Origin of the sequence: Williamsia sp. D3 (assembly GCF_000506245.1) — a bacterium.
Taxonomy (GTDB): domain Bacteria; phylum Actinomycetota; class Actinomycetes; order Mycobacteriales; family Mycobacteriaceae; genus Williamsia; species Williamsia muralis.
In genome coordinates, this window is sequence record NZ_AYTE01000003.1 from 231,406 (window position 1) to 254,440 (window position 23,035).

At 63.6% G+C, this 23,035-nt stretch carries 23 protein-coding genes; 13 read left to right on the forward strand and 10 right to left on the reverse strand.

Features of this window, described 5'->3' with window-relative positions; genetic code table 11:
• Positions 1 to 9: 9 nt before the first annotated feature.
• Positions 10 to 1,539, reverse strand: a complete 1,530-nt coding sequence (locus tag W823_RS33385; RefSeq protein ID WP_031331202.1) for an acyl-CoA synthetase — start codon at positions 1,537 to 1,539, stop codon at positions 10 to 12.
• 63 nt (positions 1,540 to 1,602) lie between these two features.
• On the opposite strand from W823_RS33385, the gene W823_RS33390 reads away from it, so the two are divergent.
• The 3 genes from W823_RS33390 (at position 1,603) to W823_RS33400 (ending at position 5,145) form a co-directional block, all read left to right on the forward strand.
• Positions 1,603 to 3,120 (forward strand): amidohydrolase, encoded by a 1,518-nt coding sequence (locus W823_RS33390; protein WP_023954506.1) that lies wholly within the window; start codon positions 1,603 to 1,605, stop codon positions 3,118 to 3,120.
• Positions 3,121 to 3,238: 118 nt separating this feature from the next.
• A complete protein-coding gene (locus W823_RS33395; protein ID WP_023954507.1) occupies positions 3,239 to 4,771 on the forward strand; it encodes a SulP family inorganic anion transporter in 1,533 nt (510 codons plus the stop codon).
• Positions 4,771 to 5,145, forward strand: a complete 375-nt coding sequence (locus W823_RS33400) for a MerR family transcriptional regulator (RefSeq protein WP_023954508.1) — start codon at positions 4,771 to 4,773, stop codon at positions 5,143 to 5,145. The genes W823_RS33395 and W823_RS33400 overlap by 1 nt, the downstream gene beginning before the upstream one ends.
• A gap of 12 nt (positions 5,146 to 5,157) precedes the next feature.
• Here W823_RS33400 and W823_RS0127620 read toward each other — a convergent pair whose 3' ends face one another.
• On the reverse strand, positions 5,158 to 5,367 hold the full coding sequence (locus tag W823_RS0127620; RefSeq protein WP_031331204.1) for a dodecin: 210 nt from the start codon (positions 5,365 to 5,367) through the stop codon (positions 5,158 to 5,160).
• 147 nt (positions 5,368 to 5,514) lie between these two features.
• On the opposite strand from W823_RS0127620, the gene W823_RS33405 reads away from it, so the two are divergent.
• The 5 genes from W823_RS33405 to W823_RS33420 all read left to right on the forward strand — a co-directional run bounded on the left by W823_RS33405 (position 5,515) and on the right by W823_RS33420 (position 11,269).
• Positions 5,515 to 7,698, forward strand: coding sequence for an FUSC family protein (locus W823_RS33405; RefSeq protein ID WP_023954510.1), 2,184 nt, complete (start codon positions 5,515 to 5,517; stop codon positions 7,696 to 7,698).
• A 190-nt stretch (positions 7,699 to 7,888) separates the two neighbouring features.
• The gene (locus W823_RS57950; protein WP_023954511.1) at positions 7,889 to 8,062 is read left to right on the forward strand and encodes a hypothetical protein; all 174 of its coding nucleotides are present in this window, start codon (positions 7,889 to 7,891) and stop codon (positions 8,060 to 8,062) included.
• A gap of 111 nt (positions 8,063 to 8,173) precedes the next feature.
• The gene (locus tag W823_RS33410; RefSeq protein WP_023954512.1) at positions 8,174 to 8,530 is read left to right on the forward strand and encodes a UBP-type zinc finger domain-containing protein; all 357 of its coding nucleotides are present in this window, start codon (positions 8,174 to 8,176) and stop codon (positions 8,528 to 8,530) included.
• Between the two features lie 93 nt (positions 8,531 to 8,623).
• Positions 8,624 to 9,505 carry an alpha/beta fold hydrolase gene (locus W823_RS33415; protein ID WP_023954513.1) on the forward strand — a complete coding sequence of 294 codons (882 nt, stop codon included), beginning with the start codon at positions 8,624 to 8,626 and terminating at the stop codon, positions 9,503 to 9,505.
• A 198-nt stretch (positions 9,506 to 9,703) separates the two neighbouring features.
• On the forward strand, positions 9,704 to 11,269 hold the full coding sequence (locus W823_RS33420; protein WP_023954514.1) for an MFS transporter: 1,566 nt from the start codon (positions 9,704 to 9,706) through the stop codon (positions 11,267 to 11,269).
• Here the strand turns inward: W823_RS33420 and zwf are convergent.
• From zwf to W823_RS33430, 3 genes are read right to left on the reverse strand one after another with little or no spacing between them, the layout of a single operon-like run.
• A complete protein-coding gene (zwf, locus tag W823_RS33425) occupies positions 11,266 to 12,738 on the reverse strand; it encodes a glucose-6-phosphate dehydrogenase (protein WP_023954515.1) in 1,473 nt (490 codons plus the stop codon). The genes W823_RS33420 and zwf overlap by 4 nt on opposite strands.
• A 44-nt stretch (positions 12,739 to 12,782) precedes the next feature.
• A complete protein-coding gene (locus W823_RS0127630) occupies positions 12,783 to 13,172 on the reverse strand; it encodes a hypothetical protein (RefSeq protein WP_023954516.1) in 390 nt (129 codons plus the stop codon).
• A 45-nt stretch (positions 13,173 to 13,217) separates the two neighbouring features.
• Positions 13,218 to 13,799 carry a universal stress protein gene (locus W823_RS33430; RefSeq protein WP_023954517.1) on the reverse strand — a complete coding sequence of 194 codons (582 nt, stop codon included), beginning with the start codon at positions 13,797 to 13,799 and terminating at the stop codon, positions 13,218 to 13,220.
• 181 nt (positions 13,800 to 13,980) lie between these two features.
• Between W823_RS33430 and W823_RS33435 the strand changes: the two genes are divergently transcribed.
• Positions 13,981 to 14,697, forward strand: coding sequence for a winged helix-turn-helix transcriptional regulator (locus W823_RS33435; protein ID WP_051406327.1), 717 nt, complete (start codon positions 13,981 to 13,983; stop codon positions 14,695 to 14,697).
• Between the two features lie 158 nt (positions 14,698 to 14,855).
• Here W823_RS33435 and W823_RS33440 read toward each other — a convergent pair whose 3' ends face one another.
• The gene (locus W823_RS33440; protein ID WP_023954519.1) at positions 14,856 to 15,416 is read right to left on the reverse strand and encodes a TetR family transcriptional regulator; all 561 of its coding nucleotides are present in this window, start codon (positions 15,414 to 15,416) and stop codon (positions 14,856 to 14,858) included.
• 88 nt (positions 15,417 to 15,504) lie between these two features.
• On the opposite strand from W823_RS33440, the gene W823_RS33445 reads away from it, so the two are divergent.
• On the forward strand, positions 15,505 to 16,251 hold the full coding sequence (locus tag W823_RS33445; protein ID WP_023954520.1) for an SDR family NAD(P)-dependent oxidoreductase: 747 nt from the start codon (positions 15,505 to 15,507) through the stop codon (positions 16,249 to 16,251).
• Between the two features lie 33 nt (positions 16,252 to 16,284).
• Here W823_RS33445 and W823_RS33450 read toward each other — a convergent pair whose 3' ends face one another.
• A complete protein-coding gene (locus W823_RS33450) occupies positions 16,285 to 16,707 on the reverse strand; it encodes an SgcJ/EcaC family oxidoreductase (protein ID WP_023954521.1) in 423 nt (140 codons plus the stop codon).
• A gap of 112 nt (positions 16,708 to 16,819) precedes the next feature.
• Positions 16,820 to 17,371 carry an NADPH-dependent FMN reductase gene (locus tag W823_RS33455; RefSeq protein WP_023954522.1) on the reverse strand — a complete coding sequence of 184 codons (552 nt, stop codon included), beginning with the start codon at positions 17,369 to 17,371 and terminating at the stop codon, positions 16,820 to 16,822.
• 238 nt (positions 17,372 to 17,609) lie between these two features.
• Here W823_RS33455 and W823_RS33460 point away from each other — a divergent pair, with 238 nt between their 5' ends.
• A complete protein-coding gene (locus tag W823_RS33460) occupies positions 17,610 to 18,467 on the forward strand; it encodes an arylamine N-acetyltransferase (protein WP_023954523.1) in 858 nt (285 codons plus the stop codon).
• On the opposite strand, the gene W823_RS33465 is transcribed toward W823_RS33460, so the two are convergent.
• A complete protein-coding gene (locus W823_RS33465) occupies positions 18,468 to 19,271 on the reverse strand; it encodes a nucleoside phosphorylase (protein WP_152537962.1) in 804 nt (267 codons plus the stop codon).
• A gap of 112 nt (positions 19,272 to 19,383) precedes the next feature.
• Here W823_RS33465 and W823_RS33470 point away from each other — a divergent pair, with 112 nt between their 5' ends.
• Complete coding sequence (locus tag W823_RS33470; protein WP_023954525.1) at positions 19,384 to 20,661, forward strand: serine/threonine-protein kinase; 1,278 nt, start codon at positions 19,384 to 19,386, stop codon at positions 20,659 to 20,661.
• Positions 20,662 to 20,769: 108 nt separating this feature from the next.
• On the forward strand, positions 20,770 to 21,123 hold the full coding sequence (locus W823_RS33475; protein ID WP_023954526.1) for a VOC family protein: 354 nt from the start codon (positions 20,770 to 20,772) through the stop codon (positions 21,121 to 21,123).
• Between the two features lie 699 nt (positions 21,124 to 21,822).
• Here the strand turns inward: W823_RS33475 and W823_RS33480 are convergent.
• Positions 21,823 to 22,953: an alanine--glyoxylate aminotransferase family protein gene (locus W823_RS33480; protein WP_235189348.1), complete on the reverse strand. Its 1,131-nt coding sequence runs from the start codon at positions 22,951 to 22,953 to the stop codon at positions 21,823 to 21,825.
• Between the last annotated feature and the right edge of the window lie 82 nt (positions 22,954 to 23,035).

The window sequence follows — 23,035 nt, forward strand, 5'->3', positions numbered from 1 at the left end:
GGATGCAGTCTAGTCCTGTAATCCGGTGCGCAGTTCTCGCTTCAGCAGCTTACCGCTCTGGTTCCGCGGCAGTTCTTCCACGAACACAACGCGTTTCGGCACTTTGAAGGGGGCGATCTGCTCCTTGACGTGAGCGATCAGATCATCGGGCGACACGTCGCCCGCGTCCGGACGCAGCACCACCACTGCAGTGATCGCCTCGATCCACTTGGCATCCGGTGTACCGATCACTGCGACCTCCGCGACACCGGGATGGGTGTACACGGCATCTTCGACCTCACGCGATGCCACCAGGATCCCACCGGTGTTGATGACGTCTTTGATCCGGTCGACCACGGTGATGTAGCCCTGCGCGTCACGGGTGACCAGGTCACCGGAATGGAACCAACCATCCCGGAACGCCTCTTCGGTGGCTGCGGGGTTGTCCCAATAGCCTTGGCACAGTTGCGGAGAGCGGTAGAGCACCTCACCGGGGGTGCCGTCGGCGACGTCGTTGCCGTCGGTGTCCACCACTCGCGTCTCGACGAAGAACACTGCTCGGCCACATGACGCCGGCCGGTCCGCATGCTCCTCGGGTTGCAGAACCGTTGCCAGTGGGCCGATTTCGGATTGACCGAAGCAGTTGTAGAAGGCGATGTCGGGGTAGCGTTCGCGTAGCCGGTTCAGCACGGTGACCGGCATGATGGAGGCACCGTACTGGGCCTTACGCAGGGTCGAGAGATCGCGGGTCTCGAGATCGGGATGACCGGCCAGCGGCACCCACACGGTCGGCGCCAGGAACAGCGACCCGATCTTCTCGGCTTCGAAGCGCCGCAGAATCTCCGGGATGTCCGGGGTCTCCATGAGGCTGATCGTGGCTCCCACCGACAGGTACGGGAGCATGAACACGTGCATGCCAGCCGAGTGATAGAGCGGCATGCAGATGAGCGGATTGTCCGACTCGGTGAAGGCGAGCGCCATCACCGAAGACACGTATTCGTGGACCATGGCGCCGTGGGTCATCATCGCGCCCTTGGGTTTCGACGTGGTTCCCGAGGTGTAGAGCAATTGCACGAGGCTGGTCTCGTCAACCGGGTCGTCGATGTCCGGGATGTCTCCCGAACTGCAGCGCTCCAGTAGTGAATCGTTGTCGTCACGCAGCGCGATGATGTGCTCGACGTCCAGCGATTCGGCGACGGGCGCGAGGCCGGGCCGAAGTGCCGGGTCCACCAGCACCGCACGACTTCCCGACTGCCCGACGAGGTATTCGAGCTCGCCACCCTTCAGCGCATAGTTGACAGGTACATGGACCAGTCCGGCGCGGGCGCAGGCCAAGAATCCGATGAGGTAGGCGTCGGAGTTGGTGCCGTACGCCGCGACCCGATCACCTCCGCTCAGGCCGATCGACCGGAGGTGTCCCGCGGCCCTGCTGACAGCGGCATCCAGATCGCGATAGGACCACGAGCGATCGGCGAACCGGAGTGCGATGCGATCAGGGAATTTGGCCGCGCTCCGCCGGAGGATGCCGTCGACGGTACTGGCACGAAACATTGTGCTCATGGGACAAACTTATAGGAAGTCCAAGTATCTCGACCGCACATCTGTCGTGAGAAGCTGGGCGCCATGACCGTCTCATCCACTCTGATCCGCGGTGCGCGATTGGTGTCGGTCGGCCGACCAACCCCCACAGATCTCCCCGTCGACATCCGGATCGACGGCGGAACGGTGACCGAGATCGCTGCCGGGCTTCGCCCACGCGGCGCGGAGACGGTGATCGACGCCGACGGCCGCTGGGCCATCCCCGGACTCTGGGACCAGCACGCTCACCTGACCTGGTGGGCCCAAAGCCGTTCCAAATTGGACGTATCCGGCACTTCAGGTCCTGGCGACGTGCTGCGCATCGTCGCCGACCACGTGGCGTCACTGCCCCACCCCTGGCGATCCGGCGCGATCGTCGGCTACGGATTCCGAACGGCCACCTGGCCCGAACAGCCAACCGCTGCCATGCTCGACACCGTCAGCGGATCCCATCCGGTCATCCTGGCCAGCGGCGACGGTCACACCGGCTGGCTGAACACCAAAGCTCTTGCACTTCTGGGGGTTCCGCTTCGCGACGGGCCACTTCTCGAGTCCGAGTGGTTCGACCTGCAACACCATGTCAGCGCCCTGACCGCCGCATCGGAGAACATCGACGACCTGCTGCGCGCGACCATCTCGGACGCAGCGAGCAAAGGTGTTGTCGGTGTCGTCGACTTCGAGATGGCTGCGGGCTACCTGGAGTGGCCGGAGCGATTTGCCCGCGGTATCGACCAGATCCGTATCCGGCCGGTCACGTACCCCGACAGACTCGACGATGTCCTGGCGGCAGGTCTGCGAACGGGCAGCGAACTCGCCGACGGACGAGGGTTGCTGACCATGGGGCCGTTGAAGATCTTCTCGGACGGGTCGCTCAACACCCGCACCGCGTTCTGCTGCGAGCCCTATACCGACACCGAACACCACACACTCGGCCACCAGGCGTACGACCACCAGTCCCTCGTGGAGTTGCTCTCCCGTGGGCACCGCGGCGGCATGGACATCGCCTTGCACGCCATCGGTGATGCTGCGGTGGACCAAGCACTGAGCGCGTTCGAGGCAACAGGCGCAGGCGGCGGCATCGAACACGTGCAACTCATCCGCCACGACGACATCCGGCGGATGCGAGAACTGGGCGTACGGGCGAGTGTCCAACCGGCCCATCTGGTCGACGACCGGGAGGTGGCCCGGCAATGCTGGTCCGACCGCACCGACCGTTGTTTCGCCCTTCGTTCGATGCTGCGGGGTGGTGTCACACTTGCGCTCGGCTCCGATGCACCGGTTGCGCCGCTCGATCCGAGAATCGCGATGGCAGCAGCCATCGATCGGGGCGCCGACGCGACAACCGAGCCGTGGAACCCCGATGAGGCGCTCACCCCGGCGCAGGCCCTTTCGGCCAGTACTGATGGGCAGACCACGGTGGCAGTGGGCAGTCGGGGCGATGTGGTGCTGCTCGACGACAATCCGATCGCATCAGGTTCGTCGACACAGATGGGGGCTCGTCTGCGCGCACTCGGGATCGCCGCCACCGTCGTCCGCGGCCGGCCCGTTCACCTGGCCCTGTAACGGCGAACGAGACAGCACGACTTGGGGGCAAACCTCTCGTTACGGTAGGTTTGCGGGCGGTCCGGCCACGTCTGCCGGCCACCACTCCGACTGCCCCCCTCAGCTCGAAAGGACGCGCGTGCCCAGCACGAACTCCGTCACCCATTCTCAGAACCCGCCGGCAACGGTGCGCGCACTCGTGCGTTCACCACGCGATCTCCGGCGGGAAGTGTTGGCAGGTCTGGTGGTGGCGCTCGCGCTGATCCCCGAGGCCATCTCGTTCTCGATCATCGCCGGGGTCGACCCGCGTGTGGGGCTGTTCGCGTCGTTCACCATGGCCGTCACCATCGCCGTGGTCGGAGGCCGGCCGGCGATGATCTCCGCGGCCACCGGCGCTGTTGCGCTTGTCGTGGCGCCGATCGTCGACGACTACGGACTCGACCACCTCATCGCCACCGTCATCCTCGCCGGCATCTTCCAGATCGCGCTCAGCGTGATCGGTATTGCCAAGTTGATGCGCTTCATTCCCCGCAGCGTGATGACCGGGTTCGTCAACGCGTTGGCAATCCTCATCTTCGGAGCCCAGCTGCCGCATCTCATCGGCGACGACATCCCCTGGCTCGTCTACCCCCTGGTGGCAACGGGTTTGGCGATCATCGTGCTGTTGCCCCGGCTCACCACGGCCATTCCCTCGCCACTTGTGGCGATCGTGGGTTTGACGGTGGTGGTCACCGCGTTCGGCTGGGATGTCCCCTCGGTGGAAGACGAAGGCGCATTGCCCGATTCGCTACCGTCCCTGTTGATCCCCGATGTACCGTTCACGATGCACACCCTGTCGGTCATCGCGCCTTACGCACTGGCGATGGCCCTCGTGGGACTGATGGAGTCGCTGATGACAGCCAAGCTGGTCGACGACATCACCGACACACACTCCGACAAGACCCGCGAAGGGTGGGGCCAAGGAGTGGCCAACGTCGTCACCGGGTTCTTCGGCGGCATGGGTGGCTGCGCGATGATCGGTCAGACGATGATCAACGTCAAGCAATCGGGCGCCCGCACCAGACTGTCGACGTTCCTCGCCGGGTTGTTCCTGTTGATCCTTGTCGTGGTTCTCGGCGACATCGTCGGTGTCATCCCGATGGCCGCCCTGGTCGCCGTGATGATCATGGTGTCGGTCGGTACGTTCGACTGGCGCAGCGTCCATCCCCGAACGCTGCGGGTGATGCCGTTTCCGGAAACTCTTGTCATGCTGGTCACCGTTGTCGCAACGGTTTTCACCAGCAATCTCGCCATCGGCGTTGTTCTCGGCGTACTCACCGCAATGGTGCTGTTCGCCCGCCGGGTCGCACATCTCACCACGGTCACGCCGGTCACCGAAAACGACCCAGAGAGTTCCGATTTCGCCGAGGTGCGTCGCTACCGGGTCACCGGACAGCTGTTCTTCGCGTCGAGCAATGACCTGGTCTATCAGTTCGACTATGCGGGCGATCCCGACAGGGTCATCATCGACCTGAGCGATGCCGACGTCTGGGATGCGTCGACGGTCGCCAGTCTCGATGCCGTACTGGGCAAGTACCGGGCGCGTGGCAAACAGGCCACGATCGTCGGGCTGGAGGGCGCGGGGCTCGCGCGCCTCGAACGGTTGTCGGGCCGACTCGGCGCATCCGACTGATGGCCGGCGATCGCATGAAGGTGGGCGAGGTTGCCGATCGGCTCGGCCTGTCGGTCCGGACACTTCGCCATTACGAAGACATCGACCTGGTGGCACCGACAGCCCGCACCGAAGGCAATTTCCGGCTCTACACGGAAGACGACGTGCGACGTCTGCTGATCATCCGGCGGATGAAACCACTGGGCTACAGCCTCGACGAGATGCGCACGTTCTTACGCGCCGTGGATGCAATACACGGTTCCGACAACCCAGATCCCGCTGCCCGCACCGTCATCGACGAGGTGAGAGCCGACGCCCGAAACCGCTACGAACGCCTGCTCACCCACGTCGAGTACGCCACCGAGTTCATCGGCATACTCGACGACCTCGACTGACGACGGACCTCCTCAGTCCTCCAGTTTGAAACCGACCTTCAGGGTGACCTGGAAGTGCGCGAGCTTCCCGTTCTCCACGTGTCCTCGGGTCTCGACCACCTCGAACCAATCCACGTTACGCAGCGACTTGTTGGCCCGGGCGATCGCGGTCTTGATCGCGTCGTCGGTACTCGTTGTCGACGACCCGACGATCTCGGTGACGCGGTAGACGTTGTCGCTCATGCGAATCTCCATTCTCGTTCTGCTCGGCGAGGGTTTGTTGATCTCTCGCCCAACCCACGTTAGGCGATTGCGGCGCCGCACGACATCGATCTCGACGTCGGTCACCGTTGCCCCGTGGAATCGGACTCCTGCCGTTACCATCACGCCATGGGCTTGCCCGTCCCGCGTCGACTGCGCTCGCTGCCTGCGGCCGTGCGTTCGCGCGACCACGGTTTCGATGCGCTGCGGAGGGCGGTGCGCACCGCGATCATCGTCCCGATCGTGGCTGCAATCGCCGTGCATGTCGGCGGCCCCCAGACTCCGTTGTTCGCCATCTTCGGCACCATTGCGCTACTGGTGCTCGTCGACTTCCCCGGCAACCGCACTCGACGTGCCGTCAGCTTCGCCGGCCTCGCTGTGGTGGGGTACGTATTCATCACCGTCGGAACGATTCTGGCGACGCCTGCTTGGGTGGGCGTGGTCTCGATGCTGGTGGTCGGGGTGGTGGTGTCTTACCTGGCCATTCTCAGTTCCAGTTTTGCCGCAGGTCAGCGCGCGGCTCTTCTCGCGTTTGTCCTGCCGGTGGCAGTCCCTGATGTCGGACCGATCTCTGACCGACTGTTGGGTTGGACTCTGGCCCTGGTGTTCTGCATTCCGGCTGCGCTGTATTTCCTGCCCCCGGATCACCACGATGCGCTGCGCCGCCGGGCCCGGGAAGTCTGCGAGGCTCTTGCCGAACACATCGCCATGAGCCACAACGACACCGCGTCCACCGCGCGAGTCATGGACGCGATGAAGAAACTGCGTCAGGTGTACCTGGGTACCGACAGCCGACCTACGGGACTCACGGCCGGCAGTCGAGCTCTGGCACGCGTGGTGGACGACCTCGAATGGCTTGCCGCTCAGACCACTCACGGCCAGACCCGGTTACCCGAAGATGTCCGAGACCCTGCCTCGGCGGTCCTGCGTCGTTGCGTCGAGGTGCTCGGCGAAGGGCGGTCAACAGAAGACGATGACCTGTATCGGCAACGTCTCGTCTCCACAGCAACGGACCTGACTGCGGTGTTGCGAAACCGATTCGGTCACAACGTCGAACAGATCGTCGCAGAACCGAGCGAGTCCGAGGCGGAGGCCACTGGCGCCCGACTGCTCACGGTTCACACCGTCGGCACAACAGTGGCTCTCGTCGGGCGGACCATCGCGTGGTCGTCTGCTGCCGATGCGCGGCCGATGATCGCCAAGGTGCTGGGCAGGCAGTTGCCACCGACCGGCGCAGCAGACCTCGTGCTGTCCGAACTCGAGGCCACCCGAAAAGCCGCATCCCCGGTCGTCATCGCCCGGTCGGTGATTGCCCGCAACGCCCTTCGCACCGGTGTGGGCCTCGCTGCCGCAGTGGCCCTCATTCAAGTGGTGCCGGTGCAGCACGGGTTCTGGGTGGTGCTGGGCGCGATGTCGGTTCTGCGCAGCAGTGCCCTGACCACGGGCTCGAAAGTGGTACGGGCAGTTGCGGGAACCACCGCGGGGTTTGTCATCGGCGGAGCCATCGTCGTCGTGTTGGGTACCAACGGCACCCTGTTGTGGATTCTGCTTCCCTTTGCAGCTTTCGGAGCCGCCTACATTCCCAAGGTCTTCTCCTTTGCCGCCGGTCAAGCTGCGTTCACGGTGCTGGTGATCACCATGTTCAACATTCTCAAGCCCAGCGGTTGGCACGTGGGCCTGATTCGCGTAGAGGATGTTGCCATCGGATGCGCAGTGGCAGTGGTGGTCTCGTTTCTCCTCTGGCCCCGAGGTGTCGCAGCGACGGCACGCGCAGCCATCGACAGCGCAACCGGCCAGTACCTGCAGTACCTCGATGTTGTGGTGGGCCGATTACTCCGGGGCGCCGACCGCTCGGCGAACGCCGACGTCACCAAGCATCGCAACCTGAGTGTCATCGCTTATCGCACTGCCGATGATGCGGCACGCCAATATCTTTCAGAAAGTGGTGGGCCCACGGACGAGAGAACGCCCATGCTCCGAGCTTTCGGACACGCCACTCGCCTCCGCGTGGTCGCCGATTCGATCGCAGACCTCCCGTTGCCGCCCGACCCGGACGGCCATCCGCGACTTCGGGCGGTGGTCAGGCGCCACACCGCCAAGATCCGGAGCGGCCATACGACGCACGCCGACGGCGGAGTCGGGATCGCCGAGGATGCCGTGTCGGCTCTGCGCGCGGACACCGCCGATCACCCATTGGACATGGCCACTGCGCGACCACTGATCGGCACATGCGCGTATCTCGGCGAACTCGAACTGATGTACGGCGCTGCCGAGCCGTCTGCTGCGTCCCCACTCGGACGGCCGAGCACCTAGCCGCCCTGTCCGACGAACGGTCGACTCCGAGCAGCGCACGCACGGAAAATCGGTTGCCCCGCGCCATCTGAACCGCCGACACTGTCCTGGCCTGCACAAACACTGTCGAGCGATCGCTTGGCAGGATATTTGCCAATACTGTCAAAACAGACACTGTTGGCGTGATGTATTCGAACGGATAGTTGCTGCCATGGACATTTTGGTGATCTTGGGGCCGGCCGTGATTGCCGGATTGATTGCGACGTATCAGAATCGCACGTCGCCGCGGGCGTCTTTCGACGCCGGATCTGGCATGAGCCGGGCCCGCACCGAGCTCGAACTCGACCTGCTCGATCGAGGCAGCAAGGGGCGCAATGTCGGCTGACGCGGTCTGGTGGGTCTGCGCGGTGGGCGCGATCCGCGGTGGACAAGATGCGCAAACGATCGAACACTGATCTTGTGGTCGAGTAACGATCGATGAGCGAGAGGGCCCAGAATGACAACTCCAGACATCAACCCGTCGGTGCCACCCAGCGGTTCCGGTTGCGTCGAATGCGACCAGACGGGTAGCTGGTGGTTCCACCTACGCCGGTGCGCAACGTGCGGTCACGTTGGCTGCTGCGATGATTCGCTGTCCCGGCACGCCTCACACCATGCCGCCGACACGGGTCATGCCGTCATCCAGTCGTTCGAACCTGGTGAGGATTGGTTCTGGAATTACGCCACCAATGACTACTACCGCGGCCCCGAACTCGCTCCGCCGCACGCGCACCCCGTCGATCAGGCGACGCCGGGTCCTAGTGATCGCGTGCCGGCCGACTGGATGAGCCGGCTGAAGAACCGGACCGACTGACCGGGTTTGGGCTCTCGTGGCGGCCCGGAACGGTGGCGGCACGATGTCTAGGGCCCGTAGCCTTCACATCACCATCGATGTGGAAGGGGCACCATGGCTTCGGAGTTCGACCTCCTGGCCGAGAACGCTGCCGAACTGGATATCGACCTCGATCGAATCCCAGAGGTGACCCGCATCGACACCGATGTAGATGGCAACGTGGTCAGCAGCGTGCAGTGGACCGCCGAGTCCCCCCGCATCGTCTTCCTCCATGGTGGCGGACAGAACGCCCACACCTGGGACAGCGTGATCCTGGCACTGGGCCTGCCGGTGCTCGCCGTCGATCTGCCGGGGCACGGTCACTCCGGCTGGCGCGAAGACCACGACTACCGCCCGCAACCGAATGCTGTCGCCGTCGCTCCGGTCATCCGCGACCTCGCCCCCGACGCCGAACTGGTTGTCGGGATGTCGCTGGGCGGACTCACCACCATCGCGATCACCGCACTCGAGCCCCGCCTCATCCGACGGGCCCTGATCGTCGACGTGAGCCCCGAATCGCCAAAACGGGTTGAGCAACTGAGCGGAGCCGATCGAGGCACGGTCGCGCTGGTCAGCGGACCCGACACGTACGACAACCGCGACGAACTGATCAAGCTGACCGCCGCAGCCGCACCCGGACGCAGCAGGTCGTCGATCCGTCGCGGGGTCATCCACAACACCCGCGAACTCGACGACGGTCGTGTGCAGTGGCGCTACGACAAGATGCGCGAGAGCATCGAACCCGGGCCACTCTGGGATGCCTTGTCGGCCAGCACCATTCCTCTCACGCTGGTCCGCGGCGGTGCGTCGGCTTTTGTCACAGACGACGATGCCGCCGAGATCGTCCGTCGACGGCCGGGCACCGGGGTGATTTCGGTACCCGGAGCGGGGCACTCGGTGCAGAGCGACGCCCCACTGGAGTTGGCCGCGATCATCCGGTCGACGCTGGGCTTGTGATCGCAGGCCGTTCCCTGGGTTGCTTCGATGAACACAGCCCGAAGACTGCGGGACAGTTCGACGATCAAACCCTGAGCTGCGCGCTCGGTCGCGGGATACTCTTTGCGCACCCTGTTGTTTTTCATGTGGATGTTCGTTCGATCACCATCGAGTCAGACTGCTTGTCTGGTGCCCCGGCACCGACGAAGGGAGCCACCCTTGACGGCCACCGTGACATCAGAAGCACCACCACGCGCGAAGGTGGTGCTTGGCACCCTGATACTCGTCGCCGGGGTGGCCAACATCAACCTTGCGGTCGCCAACGTCGCACTCCCCGACATCGGCAAAGCCTTCGACGCCGGTGCCACCGGACTGAACCTTGTCGCAGTGGGATATTCACTGGGATTGGCCGCCTCCGTGCTGTACTTCGGCGCACTCGGCGACCGGCACGGCCGCAAACGGATGCTCGTCTTCGGCATGTTGTTGTCGATCCCCGCCTCGTTGGTGGCCGGCTTCGCGCCGTCGATCGAGGTGCTGTTCGCTGCGCGTCTGGTGGGCGGAATCGCCGCCGGACTGGCGTTTCCGACCACGCTGGCGGTCATCACCGCACTCTGGTCGGGTCCGAGTCGCACTCGTGCGATCGCCGCGTGGTCGGCTCTGGGTGGCGCGATCTCCTCACTGGGGCCAATCGTTTCAGGTGCATTGCTCGAGGTGTTCAGCTGGCACTCGGTGTTCCTGGTGACCCTGCCGCTGGCCGTGGTGGCACTGGTGGCCGCGATATTCCTCGTACCGTCCGATTCCGGCGATGCGTCCGAGTCCGTGGACAACCTCGGCGGCGTGCTCTCCATCGTGTTCGTGGGCGCAATGATCCTGGCCCTCAACTTCATCCCGATGTCGGGCGCCGGAACGGCTGTGGGTGTACTGGCCGCGATCTCTCTGGCCGCCGGTATCGCGTTCTTCGTGCGGCAACGTCATGCCCCCACACCGTTGTTCGATCTCTCGATTGCCAGTCGCCGTACCTTCTGGGTGGCCGCCTTCGGTGGCGTGGTCGTGTTCGGCACGCTGATGGGTGTGATGTTCATCGGCCAGCAGTATCTGCAGAATGTGCTGGAGTACTCGACGTTGGAGGCCGGCACCACCATCGTTCCCGCCGCGATCGGAATGGTGCTCTTCGCGCCGTTGTCCGCCCGGATGGTCGAGGCGCGTGGTTCACGCATCACTCTGCTGGTGGGATTCGTGTTCATCCTCGCCGGTCTCGTTGCGGCGTTGACGATGTGGACCGAGGATGCGCACTACTGGCAGATCGCGGTGGCGTACGCGTTGGTCGGAATCGGGGTCGGCTTCGCCGGCACGCCGGCATCGCGGTCGCTGACCGGATCGGTGCCACGCTCGCGCGCAGGAATGGCGTCCAGCATGTCAGACCTGCAACGCGATCTCGGTGGGGCCATCATGCAGTCCATCCTGGGTGCAATCCTGACCGCCGGATACGCCCGCGACTTCACCAAGTCGATCTCGGATTCGCCCGACGCGTCCAAGGTCACCGACGAGACCGAAGCTGCTCTCACCAAATCGTTTTCGAGTGCTGAGGTGCTGGCCGAGCGTTATCCCGAGTACGGCAAAGAGGTCATCGCCGGCGCCCGCGATGCGTTTGTTCACGGCGACCACCTGGCCTACGCCGCGGCAATCGCCGTTGTGCTGGGCGGCGCCGTGGTGGTGTTCTTCGGCTATCCGAAGGTCGATGACGAACGCAGACTCATGAAAGCGTATGCGCGCGACGGGTCTTAGCTCTGCTTCTTGTTCCGCCAGATCCTCTCGAACGGCAGGCGCCACGCGTGGGGCGCGATGAGTTGATGAATCGCGTTCGGTCCCCAGGAGCCCTGGTCGTAGCTGCGAACCGGCGGCGGGTTCTCGAGCAAAGGCGCCGAAACCTCCCACAGACGCTCGATGCCTTCGGCTGTTGTGTAGAGCGTTCGATCGCCCTTCATCGCGTCGAGGATCAAGCGCTCATACGCCTCGAGCACAAGTCCCACCTGATCGGTCTCCTGCATGGCGAACTGCAGACTCAGCTTGTCGAGTTTCATACCCGGTCCCGGTCGCTTGCCGTAGAACGACAGCGACACCTTGAACGCGTCGGCCAGATCGAACGTGAGGTGGTCCGGACCTTGCTGTCCCACACCAGAACCCGGCGGGAACATGCTCTTGGGTGGCTCGTGGAAGGCGATGGAGATGATGCGCTGGCCTTCGCCGAGGCTCTTGCCCGTGCGTAGGTAGAACGGCACGCCGGCCCAGCGCCAGTTGTCGATCTCGGCCTTCAGCGCCACAAACGTCTCGGTCTCGGATTCCGGCGCCACGCCGGGCTCGTCGCGGTATCCGGCGTACTGGCCGCGCACCACATTGCGTGGATCGAGTGGTCGCATGGAGCGGAAGACCTTGTTCTTCTCTTCGCCGATCGGTCCCGGAGCTAGAGCGGTGGGTGGTTCCATCGCAACGAACGCCAGGATCTGGAAAAGGTGTGTCACCACCATGTCCCGGAACGCGCCTGTCGACTCATAGAAGTGGGAGCGGCCCTCCAGTGACAATTTCTCTGGCACATCGATCTGGATGTAGTCGATGAAGTTGCGGTTCCAAATCGGTTCGAACAATCCGTTGGCGAACCGGAAGGCCAAGATGTTCTGCGCCGACTCCTTGCCGAGGAAGTGGTCGATACGAAAGACCTGCTCTTCCTTGAACCATCGGTGAATGGAGGCGTTGAGTGCCACCGCACTCTCGTGGTCGGTACCGAAGGGCTTTTCCATGATGACGCGCGATCGCTTGACGAGATCGGCCGCGTGCAGCATCTCCAGCACAGCCATCGCCGCCTTCGGCGGAACACTGAGGTAGTGCAACATGCGCGCTTCACTGCCGAGCGCATCGAGTTGCACGCGTACGCCGGCCGCGAGCGCCTCGGCCCCGTCGCCCTGCGGCACGTAGGTCAGGTGCTGGGCGAACTCGGCGGCGGCCTCAGGCGTGAACATCCTGCTGGAGAACTCACTGCAGGCCTTGATCGCGACCTCGCGGAACCCCTCGGTGTCGAAGTCGTCCAGCGATGTACCGACGATCCGTAACTCGGGTGCCAGCTTCGACAAGAACAGATGGAACAGCCCCGGCAACAGCTTTCGCCGGGCAAGGTCACCAGTGGCGCCGAACAGTACAACGACGTGGGGGGCGAGATCCCGCTTCTCTTTGCTGCCGCGGGCCTCGATCAGTTCGGTCACACCAGTGATGGTCCCACCTCGGGGGCATTTGGGCGCGTCAACTGTCAGTTGGGCCGGGGGAACATCGGCTTGAGTGGGGCACGTGCTGCCACAAAGCCCACAACGGCATAGGTCGCGGTGAGAACGATCATGAGGGCGACAGGTCGGCGCGAACTCGGTTGTTGGAAAGCCTGACCAATGCCCGCGGTGGTGTCGCAGATGTCGATGGCAAGCGATAGCTTGGCCCACCGTGCCTGCTCGTGTGGAGTGGCGGTGAGGTAGCCGGTTCCCATAGCAACTGCTCGGGCGCCGTAGACGCGCGTCATGTATGACAGTTCGTCGCTGGGGTTTACAACTCCGACGGCGGTGGCGAACGCTCGTGGCGCGACTAGTGACGTTACCCCGAGAATGATCCGCCCTGCGGCAAGGGCTTTCATCATCAATGGCGCGTGCATGATTCCTCCTGCTGGTTCCGGCTTTTGACGAGGTTTGCTGGTGTTTCACGCATTCGCAGGCCTGTGCACTGCACGCCATGCCTTCGTCTGGTTGTGCTTGTGCGTGGTTGACGCCGACCGGCTCCGCAGATGTGTAGTTCCGTCAGTGGCGATGAGTGCAACGTCGCTGGGTAGTCGTCGAGCCAGACGACGGTTTAACCGACTCGGACTCTGCCCGTTCATACCGGCGATGATGGTCGGACTTTGATACCGCTCGGCGGTGCTGAGCAGCACGCGGACGGGATCGCCGTGGAGGTAGAGCGCGGCGAGGGGCCGCAGACCGGCTACAAGTGCCGCCTCCGTACTGCGGCGCAGGACTTCATCGACAGTTGCCCGGTCGGTGAGCAGGTACGCCTCCGCCTTCAAAGCGTCGTGCAGTCGGGTCGGGCGCGGCGGTGGGGAGGGCGCTCTGATCGCGCACACGAGAATGATGTCCGCGGGCCCACCCGTCAATCGGCTTGCTGCTGTGATTGCTCGAATCGATGCCTCTGAACCGTTGCAGCCGAGAACAATTGGCCCGTCCTGGCGGGTTGTCGTGTAGGCCACAAAGTGGCCTCGCTGAAAGGGGGACAGCATCTTGTCGGCCATGGTCAATCGCCTCACAGTGTCAGGGGTCCTGGGTTTGCGTAAAGCCCGAGGGGCGCCGATGGTTGGCGTTGCCTCGCGGGCCGCCGTGCTGATTCGACTCTTACATAAGATTTAGAAGTACACAAGTAACAAATGGAAGTATGCACTTTTGTAACCACTGTTCTGGGGTACGGTGGTGGCCATGGTGCGACGTAGCTACGACCAGTTCTGTGGGCTTTCCCGTGCGCTCGATGTGGTCGGCGAGCGGTGGACGTTGCTGATCGTGCGCGAGCTGATGTCGGGGCCGAAGCGGTACTCCGACCTCTCGGACGTGCTGACCGGCATCGGCACCAGCTTGTTGGCGTCGCGACTCAAACAACTCGAGGTCGACGGGATTGTCCGGCGGCGGTATCTGAGCCCGCCTGCCGCTTCGACCGTCTATGAACTGACCGACCCCGGCCAAGAACTCGCAGACGCGATGGTGCCGTTGGCATTGTGGGGGGCTCGACATCACACCAGCGAAGATCCAAAGTCCGATGAGAGTTTTCACGCCGAGTGGTCACTGCTGTTCCTCGCGCGCATGCTCGACAAGGAATCACTTCGAGGAGTGACTGCGAGGTTCGAGTTCAACGTCGGTAATAGTGTTGCGACACTACAACTTCAAGATGGGTTCCCCCGCGTCCAAGCGGGGTCGCCCGAAACGCCCGCAGACGCGGTCATTTGGACGGAGCCGCCGACAATGGCTGCCATCGCCGGCAATCGGATGACCGTGACCGAGGCCATCGAAAACGGTCTCGTCAAGATTGATGGCGACCCCGACGCTTTGCGATCGCTCCTCGAGATGCTGGAGGCCAGCCTCGCGCAAAGGTCGGGCGCTGATCGGATCCGTCAGGCGCTGTCAATCGCATCGGGCACGTAGACCCCACGCCCACGGAAGTGCGCTGCGCACCTGCCCGAACATGGGCGTGACGCACCTGCGCGGGCGCCGCAGAATTTAGACAGTCGGCGACGGTACTAAATCAATTAGGCGCCTGGGTTCAGCAGCAGGTCGTCGTGCGGCATCTGAGACGTCTCGACTCAGGATCGGGCCTGCAACATCCTATCGACTGCGGTGACCACAGCCTGCCGGTGAGCAGCAACTCCATCTCCATCAGTCTCGTATTCGTCAAGTCCGGTAAGCCCTTTGGGCGACAGCTGCCAGGCTTGCGCGATGGCGTAGATGAAGACCAGGACGTCGACGGCCGACAATGGTCGGGCCGCGTCCGTCGCGACAGCGAGTGCCTTGTTCCGGTAAATCTCGCTGGGCTCAGCAGTTGCTTCTGGCCGCTCGAGCTGAGCCCACATGCTCAGCCGAAGCACTTCGGGGAAACGCTGATGATGGTCGAACACGTCACCGGCCCAACCGGCAAGGTCTTCAGGGCGCGGCGGGACGTTCTCGGCCATCCGACGTAGCGCCGCAGCCAGGGTCGCGTCGAACAAGCCGCTTTTGCCGCCGTAGTACGCGTAAATCATCCGAACGTTGCTCTGCGCTTTGGCAGCGATCCGCTCTACCCGCCCACCCGCAAATCCGTGCGCAGAGAACTCGTCGGTTGCCGCAGCGAGGATCCGTTCCTTGGTCGCCTCGGCGTCGCGGGCCATAGTTCACTCCCTGCTTCGTGTTGACGGGTGTTCCAACACGATCTACCTTACAAGTAAGTATTCATTTACTTATCTGACTGGAGAAGCCATGACCCATATCGCCCTCGTGACCGGCGCCAACCGCGGACTCGGACGAGCGACCGCGCTCGCTCTGGCCCGAAACAAGATCAGAGTGGTCGCGGCCTCGCGCGGCGGTGGGAGCGAGGTCGTGGATGAGATAGTCGAGTTGGGCGGCGAGGCCATCGCGGTTCACCTGGATGTCGCGGACCTCGCCTCCATCGAGGCGGCACGTGTCGCTGTGCTCGCCGGCATCGAGCACGAGTGGAGCGCCAGTACAGTCGACGTGCTGGTCAACAACGCTGGGGTGGGCCTGTTCGCGCCGCTTGGCGCCATTACGGCCGATGACTTCGACGCCACCTTTGCCGTCAACGTCCGCGGTCCGCTTTTTGTCACCCAGGCTTTCCTGCCACACCTTTCGGAAGGGGCAAGCATCGTGAACGTATCGAGTTCGCTCAGCCGACACGTCAGCCCGGCAACCTCCGTCTACGCGGCATCAAAGAAGGCCCTCGAGGCTCTTACCCGCAGCCTCGCTGCCGAACTCGGCCCTCGGGGCATCCGGATCAACTCGATCGCGCCCGGCCCCACCGCAACCGACTTCAACGGCGGAGCCATGCGCGACGACGAAGCGATGCGCGCGGGATTGTCCGGACAAACCGCGCTCGGGCGAGTGGGCGACCCAGCTGAGATCGCCGACGCGATCTCAGCCCTGGTGTCCTGCGAGTTCCGCTGGGCGACAGGCGAACGCATCGAAGTATCCGGCGGTGTGTTGCTGTGACCGGACCGCGGGCCCTCTAGCTCGTCGATCGATTCATACGACGAGTGTGTTCTGCCGACGCCAAATCGCCCAACGACCCTCGCGACGGACAAAGACATACAACGCGTTCATTTCCGGGGGCCTGCCGTCGCGCGCGTCCTCTGAGGTGGACCACGCGTTCTTGCGAGCGACAATGACGTCTTCGGCCAGCAGCGTGACATCGACCAATTCGTAGTAGGCGGTCGCGTCTCTCAGAAACCCCGACGCCAAGCCATCTTTCGTGGACTCCTCGATTGCCCTGCGCCTTTCGAGGACCGCCCCACGGGCGTTCACGACGACCGCGTCGTCGGCAAGGTGCGAGTTCATCTGAACAGGGTCGTTGTTGTTGAACCCCTCTTGAACATCGGTGATGATCCTTCGGATTGCCTTGAGATCAGCGGTCTCTGGCGCCACGATGCGGCCTGATTGTTGAGTCATGACACGACGCTAGGACTTCAAGTGAGCATGAAGTCAATACTTGGTTCACGCGCAGATGTTCGTGCGGGCTGGGACAGCGCTCGCCCGTTGTCAGTTGGCAGACGCCCAGGATCTACTGCGCTTCCGCTGGCACGTCGGCAGATTCGACCCCCACGACCGCACCTGCAACCGCGGTCAAAGACGCAAACACCTTCGCGTAGCGAGCAACAGCTTCGGCGATGAACTCGTCGAGTCGGGGCAGATCGTCGATCACGAAGTACAGCCCGCGGCCCGGCACCACCGCGCCGAGTTCGGCGAGCAGCGGCAACAGTGTGGTCTGGGGAGCGAGCGAATGCGTGAGATCGCCGCCGGTGAAGACGGGGATCGCGACCACTCCCTGCAGCCCATCGGTTCCGTAGCGGTCGAGGAACGCTTTGAGCAGACCCGTATAGGACGCCTTGTAGGTGGGCGTCGCAAAGATCACCAGGTCGCTGTCGGCGACAGCAGTGGTCACCGCCTTCAGTCGCTCCGACGACCACTCGAACAATTCAGATGCGTAGTCGGCGAGCTCGATCACCTCGACGTCATAGCTTCCTGGAGTCAGCAGGGCCGGTACCAGCGCCTCCGCCACAGTGCGGGTCCGCGACTGCGGTTTGGGGTTTCCGACGACTACAGAGACTTTCACGTGACTCACTCCAGACATGACGGTGCCGGTCGGGTTCGACCGCCAGTGACCTTACGACACGAACGGCCGGTTGCCACGGGTTTGTCTCACCGAGAGTTTTGTTCTGGCGCTCCCCCAAATCTGTCCCTTAGGAGGGTGCCGAGGGAGTATTGCCCTCGGCGGGCCGGTATCCGACGGTTTCCAGTGGATTTTCCCACCCCTTGACTTCACCCATACTTGAAGTTGGACCATTCTTGTCATGAGCACACTTCCGGCACCCACGGTCACGAACTCATCCGGCCTCGACATCGACGCCTACTTTCGGCGCATCCATCACACCAGACCGTCGAGACCGACGATCGAAACCCTGCACGCGCTGGTGGCAGCGCACACCCGGACCATCCCGTTCGAGAACATCGACCCCCTGCTCGGTGTGCCCGTCGCCGACCTCAGCGCCGCGGCGTTGACCGACAAGTTGGTCCACCGGGGGCGCGGGGGATACTGCTATGAACACAACGGCCTGATGCGATACGTACTGTTGGAGTTGGGCTTTGAGGTTGACGCATTGGCCGGGCGCGTGGTGTGGATGCAGGCCGACGACCACTTACCGGCGCGAACACACCAGGTGTGTGCAGTCACCATTCCGGGCACGGCAGGCAAGTACCTCGTCGACGTCGGCTTCGGGGGCCAGACACTGTCATCGCCCATCTGGATGGTCACCGACGAAGTGCAGGCGACTCGCCACGAGCCCTACCGGATCCGGCGGCGCGATCAGGAGTTGGTGCTAGAAGCGCTGATCCGCGGCGAATGGCAGCCGCTGTACCGGTTCACCGAGGACCCGCAGCCGCAGGTCGATCTGGAAGTCGGGAGCTGGTACGTCTCGACACATCCGGAGTCGGTCTTCGTGGTCGGATTAAGTGCGGCCAGGGTCACCGACGACGCGCGGTGGAATCTGCGCGGCCGCAACTTGGCGGTACACGGACGCGATGGCTCGTCGACCCGTACCCGTCTCGAATCGGCTGACGAGGTGATCGAGGTGCTCCAACGCGACTTCGGTATCAACCTCGACGGCGTGACCGGCCTCCGAGACCGGGTCGAGGAAGTTCTGGACACCTAGTCACAAGTCAAGGGCCACAGCGGTATCGAGCGCAACCTCGATGCTGCGCATCCAGCCGTCCTTGAGCGCCGAGTCCTTCTTGTCATACACACTCACGCCCTCGAGGAGGTTGCTCGAGCAGGCGCAGACCATCCCCGCACGCAGACGGCGCAACTTCGCCACCACGAACAGCGCGGAGCTCTCCATCTCCACGTTGAGAATCCCCATCGCGGTCAGCTGCGCTATCCAGTCGGGGCCCTCGGCGTAAAAGGCGTCGTCGGTGGCGTTGATACCCGAATAGACGCCGAATCCACCCCGCTGCTGCCTCATCGATTCGGCGGTGCGACGCAGTTCGCCGGCGATCCCGATGTCGGGTACCGCGGGAAACCCCGGGTGCACGTACGCGGCGGTGGTTCCGTCGTTACGGAGTGAACCTTCGCTGACAAGAAGGTCACCCGGCTCGATACCCGGTTGCAGTGCGGCCGAGCTGCCCACCCGGATCATGGATGTGACGCCCACGCGGGCGAGTTCTTCCACCGCAATCGCCGTGGACGGACAACCCATTCCGGTGGAGGTCGCGGTGATCATCTTCCCGCGATATATGCCCGTCATGGTCCGATGTTCGCGGTTGTGTGCGACCTCGGTGACGTCGGTCAGGAACTCCGCCACAAACGGCACCCGGAATGGATCCCCTGGCAGCAGCGCCACGCTTCCGACCTCGCCGGGCGCTATCCCGATGTGGTACTGCCGGGCACCACGTCCCGCGGCAGCCTTGTCGACGATCTGCTCTGACACGATTTCCATCCCGTCCTCAGGAGCGTTCACGCTCCCACAGGGCACGGGGCCTCGCCACTCGAAGCGGGTCTCGGCAGTTCAGCCGGCGGATGAAACCACTAGCGATCGCGAAACCCGAAACAAAGGGCGCTAGCGTAAGGGAATGCCCGCTCCCGAAACACTCGCCGGCCGCTATGAACTGCGCGGTCTGCTCGGCCACGGCGGCATGGGTGACGTGTACGACGGGTGGGATCTGCGACTCGGACGTCCGGTAGCAGTGAAAGTGCTGCGCTCGGATCTGGCCGCAGCCGCCGATATCCGGCTGCGATTCGAGAGTGAAGCCCGTACCGCTGCCACCATCAATCATCCCAATGTGGTGGCCGTGTACGACAGCGGCGAGGACGGTGGACGCCCGTTCATCGTCATGGAGCGACTACCGGGTCGCACCCTCGCCGACGAGATCGCCGAGGCTCCCGTAAGCCCGGACCGGGTCCGGGCCGTGCTCGCCGATGTCCTGTCCGCCCTCAGCGCCGCGCACGCAGCCGGAGTCCTGCACCGCGACATCAAACCCGGGAACGTGCTGTTCAGCACGGCAGGCTCGGTGAAGGTCACCGACTTCGGTATCGCAAAAACCGCTGAGTCGAACCAGACCGCGACCGGTGAAGTGCTGGGAACCGTCGCCTATCTGAGTCCTGATCGGATCGAGGGCAAACCGGCAGGTGTCACCGACGATCTGTATGCGGTCGGCGTCATGGGCTACGAGATGGTTGCCGGATTCCGCCCGTTCGCCGGCGACAACATCTTGTCGGTGGCGCGGGCCATCTTGCAGCACGACGCGACCCCGCTGCGGGCGCTGTCGCCCTCTGCCGATCCGATGCTCGTCGGGACGATCGAACGTGCGATGGCGCCGGACCACGTTGCACGTTTCCCCGATGCCGAGAGCATGCGGCGAGCCCTGCTGGTTCAGCCGATGCATCCGCCCTCTGCGCCGCCGGTGCCCGCGGCCGTTCCGCCGGCAACCCGGGCATTCACCTCGTCCATCCCGCCATCTGCTACCTACACAGCACAAGCGGCTCCCGCGCCTGCGTCGCGGTCACGACGGCCGCTTATGGCAGCGGGGCTCGTCGCCGCCGCGATCGTCGCGGTGGTGGCCGCGATTCTGGCGGTGTCACTCGGGTCAGATTCCTCCGATGCCCCGGCGACCACACCGAGCACCACCAGCGCCTCGACCTCGGAGCGCCCGCAACTCGCGCCGGCGCCGGTGACCACGGCGACGGTGCCCACCACCTCGACCACCGCAGCCGCACCTGCACCGACAGAGCCGGCTCCCCCTCTCGTCGAGGTGCCCGCCGACACCGGAAACGACAAGCAGAAAGAGAAGGAGAAGGAGAACAAACCGGGCAACGGCAACGGGAACGGCGAGAAGAAGAACGACAACTGAACTCAGCGTCACGGCACGGTTGCCCGAACCCGCCTCTGCGCCTCATCCGCCGGGCCGGGCCCGATCGCGGTATAACCCAACTACCGCAATGGAGAGAAAGAGGCAGCCATGTCGCTGGAAGTACTCGGTATCAGTTTCGATGCGCAGAACGCCGCGGCTCTTGCCGGCTTCTGGTCGCGCGTACTCGAACGCGACCTAGGCGACGACGCCACGGAGGAGTTCGCCTCGATCGCGCCGAGCAACGGTGATTCGGGCCCCCTGCTCATGTTTCACAAAGTTCCCGAAGGGAAGACGGTCAAGAACCGGGTGCACTTCGACCTCAAATCGGACGACGTACATGCCGAGACCCGCCGCCTGATCGCGCTGGGTGCGCGTGAACTGCGCTCATTCGGCGAGAACAACAATCAGTGGGTCAGCTTTGCCGATCCCGAAGGCAACGAGTTCGACCTCGTTCCCGCCTGATCGCCTCATAGGTCGATACCCGACCGCTGCAGTCCGCGCCTGTCTTGCGGAGCAGCGTTGGTTTCAGCGTCTAGGGCCAGCCAAGTCTGCCTCTGAGATTTCCGTCGCAAAGCGATGGGTCAGGAATCGACGAAACAAGTCGAGGTGCCCGAGAGAGGCACGGCGGCCCCTGGGTCGATTCGGTCCCGGGATAGTCACCGGGTGATGGTGTAGCGCTAGAACCCGAGGATCCAGCCGATGAACGCGAGTGCAGCCAAGACATAGATTTCCACTGAGCCCATGATGATCCTTTGTACGGAGACTTTGAACGAGCGGACTTGTCGAAGCTCGGACTCTCGTGGGTCTCGGGATCATCTGAGCCGATACAACTTTGACACGTGACGACGTGTCTGTCACTTTTTTCGGCTAACCAACTTGATGAACATCAGGAAACACATCGCGCCCCATTCGAGCAATCACTTCTGTGCACGACGTTGACCGCGGCAACCACTGGTGCCGCGAGTATCCAGCGAAGCGTGAAGGCCATGGCGACGCCATACCCGAGGAACAAAGGCCACCACTGCAGCGTGAATGCCGCTCGCATATCTACCCCTGTGACACGGGTAGTGTTCGCGCTCAGGCTCGGTCATCGAGGCAACGAAGGTATGCCGCTTCGGCTCGTGCGGACAGAGCACGGTTCCCGTTCAGGGCAGTGCAGAGCTAGGAGGGCTTAGCAGCCCCGCTCGGCGACATCGCAGATGCGTAGGACTCGATGGCTGCTTCACTCCCACCACCGGCAGGAACCTTGACCCCGTGCCGACGGAGCACCGCTTCCAGCGCGGTCAATGTGGTCAGAACGGCGTCGCGGCGAGCGTTGTATCCCATTGTGCCGATCCGCCAGATCCGTCCGTGCAGAGGACCGAAGGAGGTACCGATCTCGATGCCGTAGTCCGTCAGCAGGTCAGCGCGTACTGCCTCGCCGTGCACGCCTTCCGGGATCTCGACTCCAACAACGTTTGCCATCTTGTATCGCAGGTCGCCGAACGTCCTCAGTCCGAGTCCTTGGACTCCGGCAAGCATCGCGTCGCCATGCAGACGGTGCCGCGACACGCACTCGGTCAACCCCTCTTCGAGCAACAAGCGTGCACATTCGCGAGCACCGTAGAGCATCGTCGTGGCTTCGGTGTGGTGGTTCAATCGCTTCGGTCCCCAGTAGTCGAGAATCTGACCGAGATCGAAGTAGTTGGACTGGACGCGATTCGCGCGAACCACGCTGTCGGCATCACGGATGCCGGCCTCGATGCTCTTGCGAGACTCGATCACCTCAACAGCTCTGGGAGACAGGGTCAATGGCGCGCTTCCGGACGGCCCACCCAGACATTTCTGCAAACCAGCCGACACCGCGTCGACGCCCCACTCATCGGTCAGGAGCCGGTTGCCCGCGATACTGGCTGTGGCATCGCAATAGAACAGGACGTCGTACTCGCGACAAATTGCCCCGAGCTCATCGAGCGGCTGAGCGATCGTCGTCGAGGTGTCGCCCTGCACGATGGCGAGTAATTTCGGGCGCACCGTCTTGATTGCGGCTTCGATCGTTTCGGCGTCAAAGGCGCGCCCCCACTCGACATCAATGGCGTGAACTTCCGCGCCACAGCGTTCAGCGATCTCGACGAGCAACTGACCGAACCGGCCGAACCTCGGCACCAGCACCCGATCGCCAGGGCTGATCAACGAGACCAGCGCGGCCTCGATGCCCGCTCGAGCGGTGCCGTCGACGACCAGCGTTGCTTCATTGGAGGTGACAAAGACCTCGCGGTAGAGCGCTTGGACCTCGTTCATGGTCGTGGTCATGAATGGGTCATACTGACCGACCAACTGGGCAGACATCGCCTGTAATACCCGTGGATGCGCCGTGATTGGGCCTGGACCCATC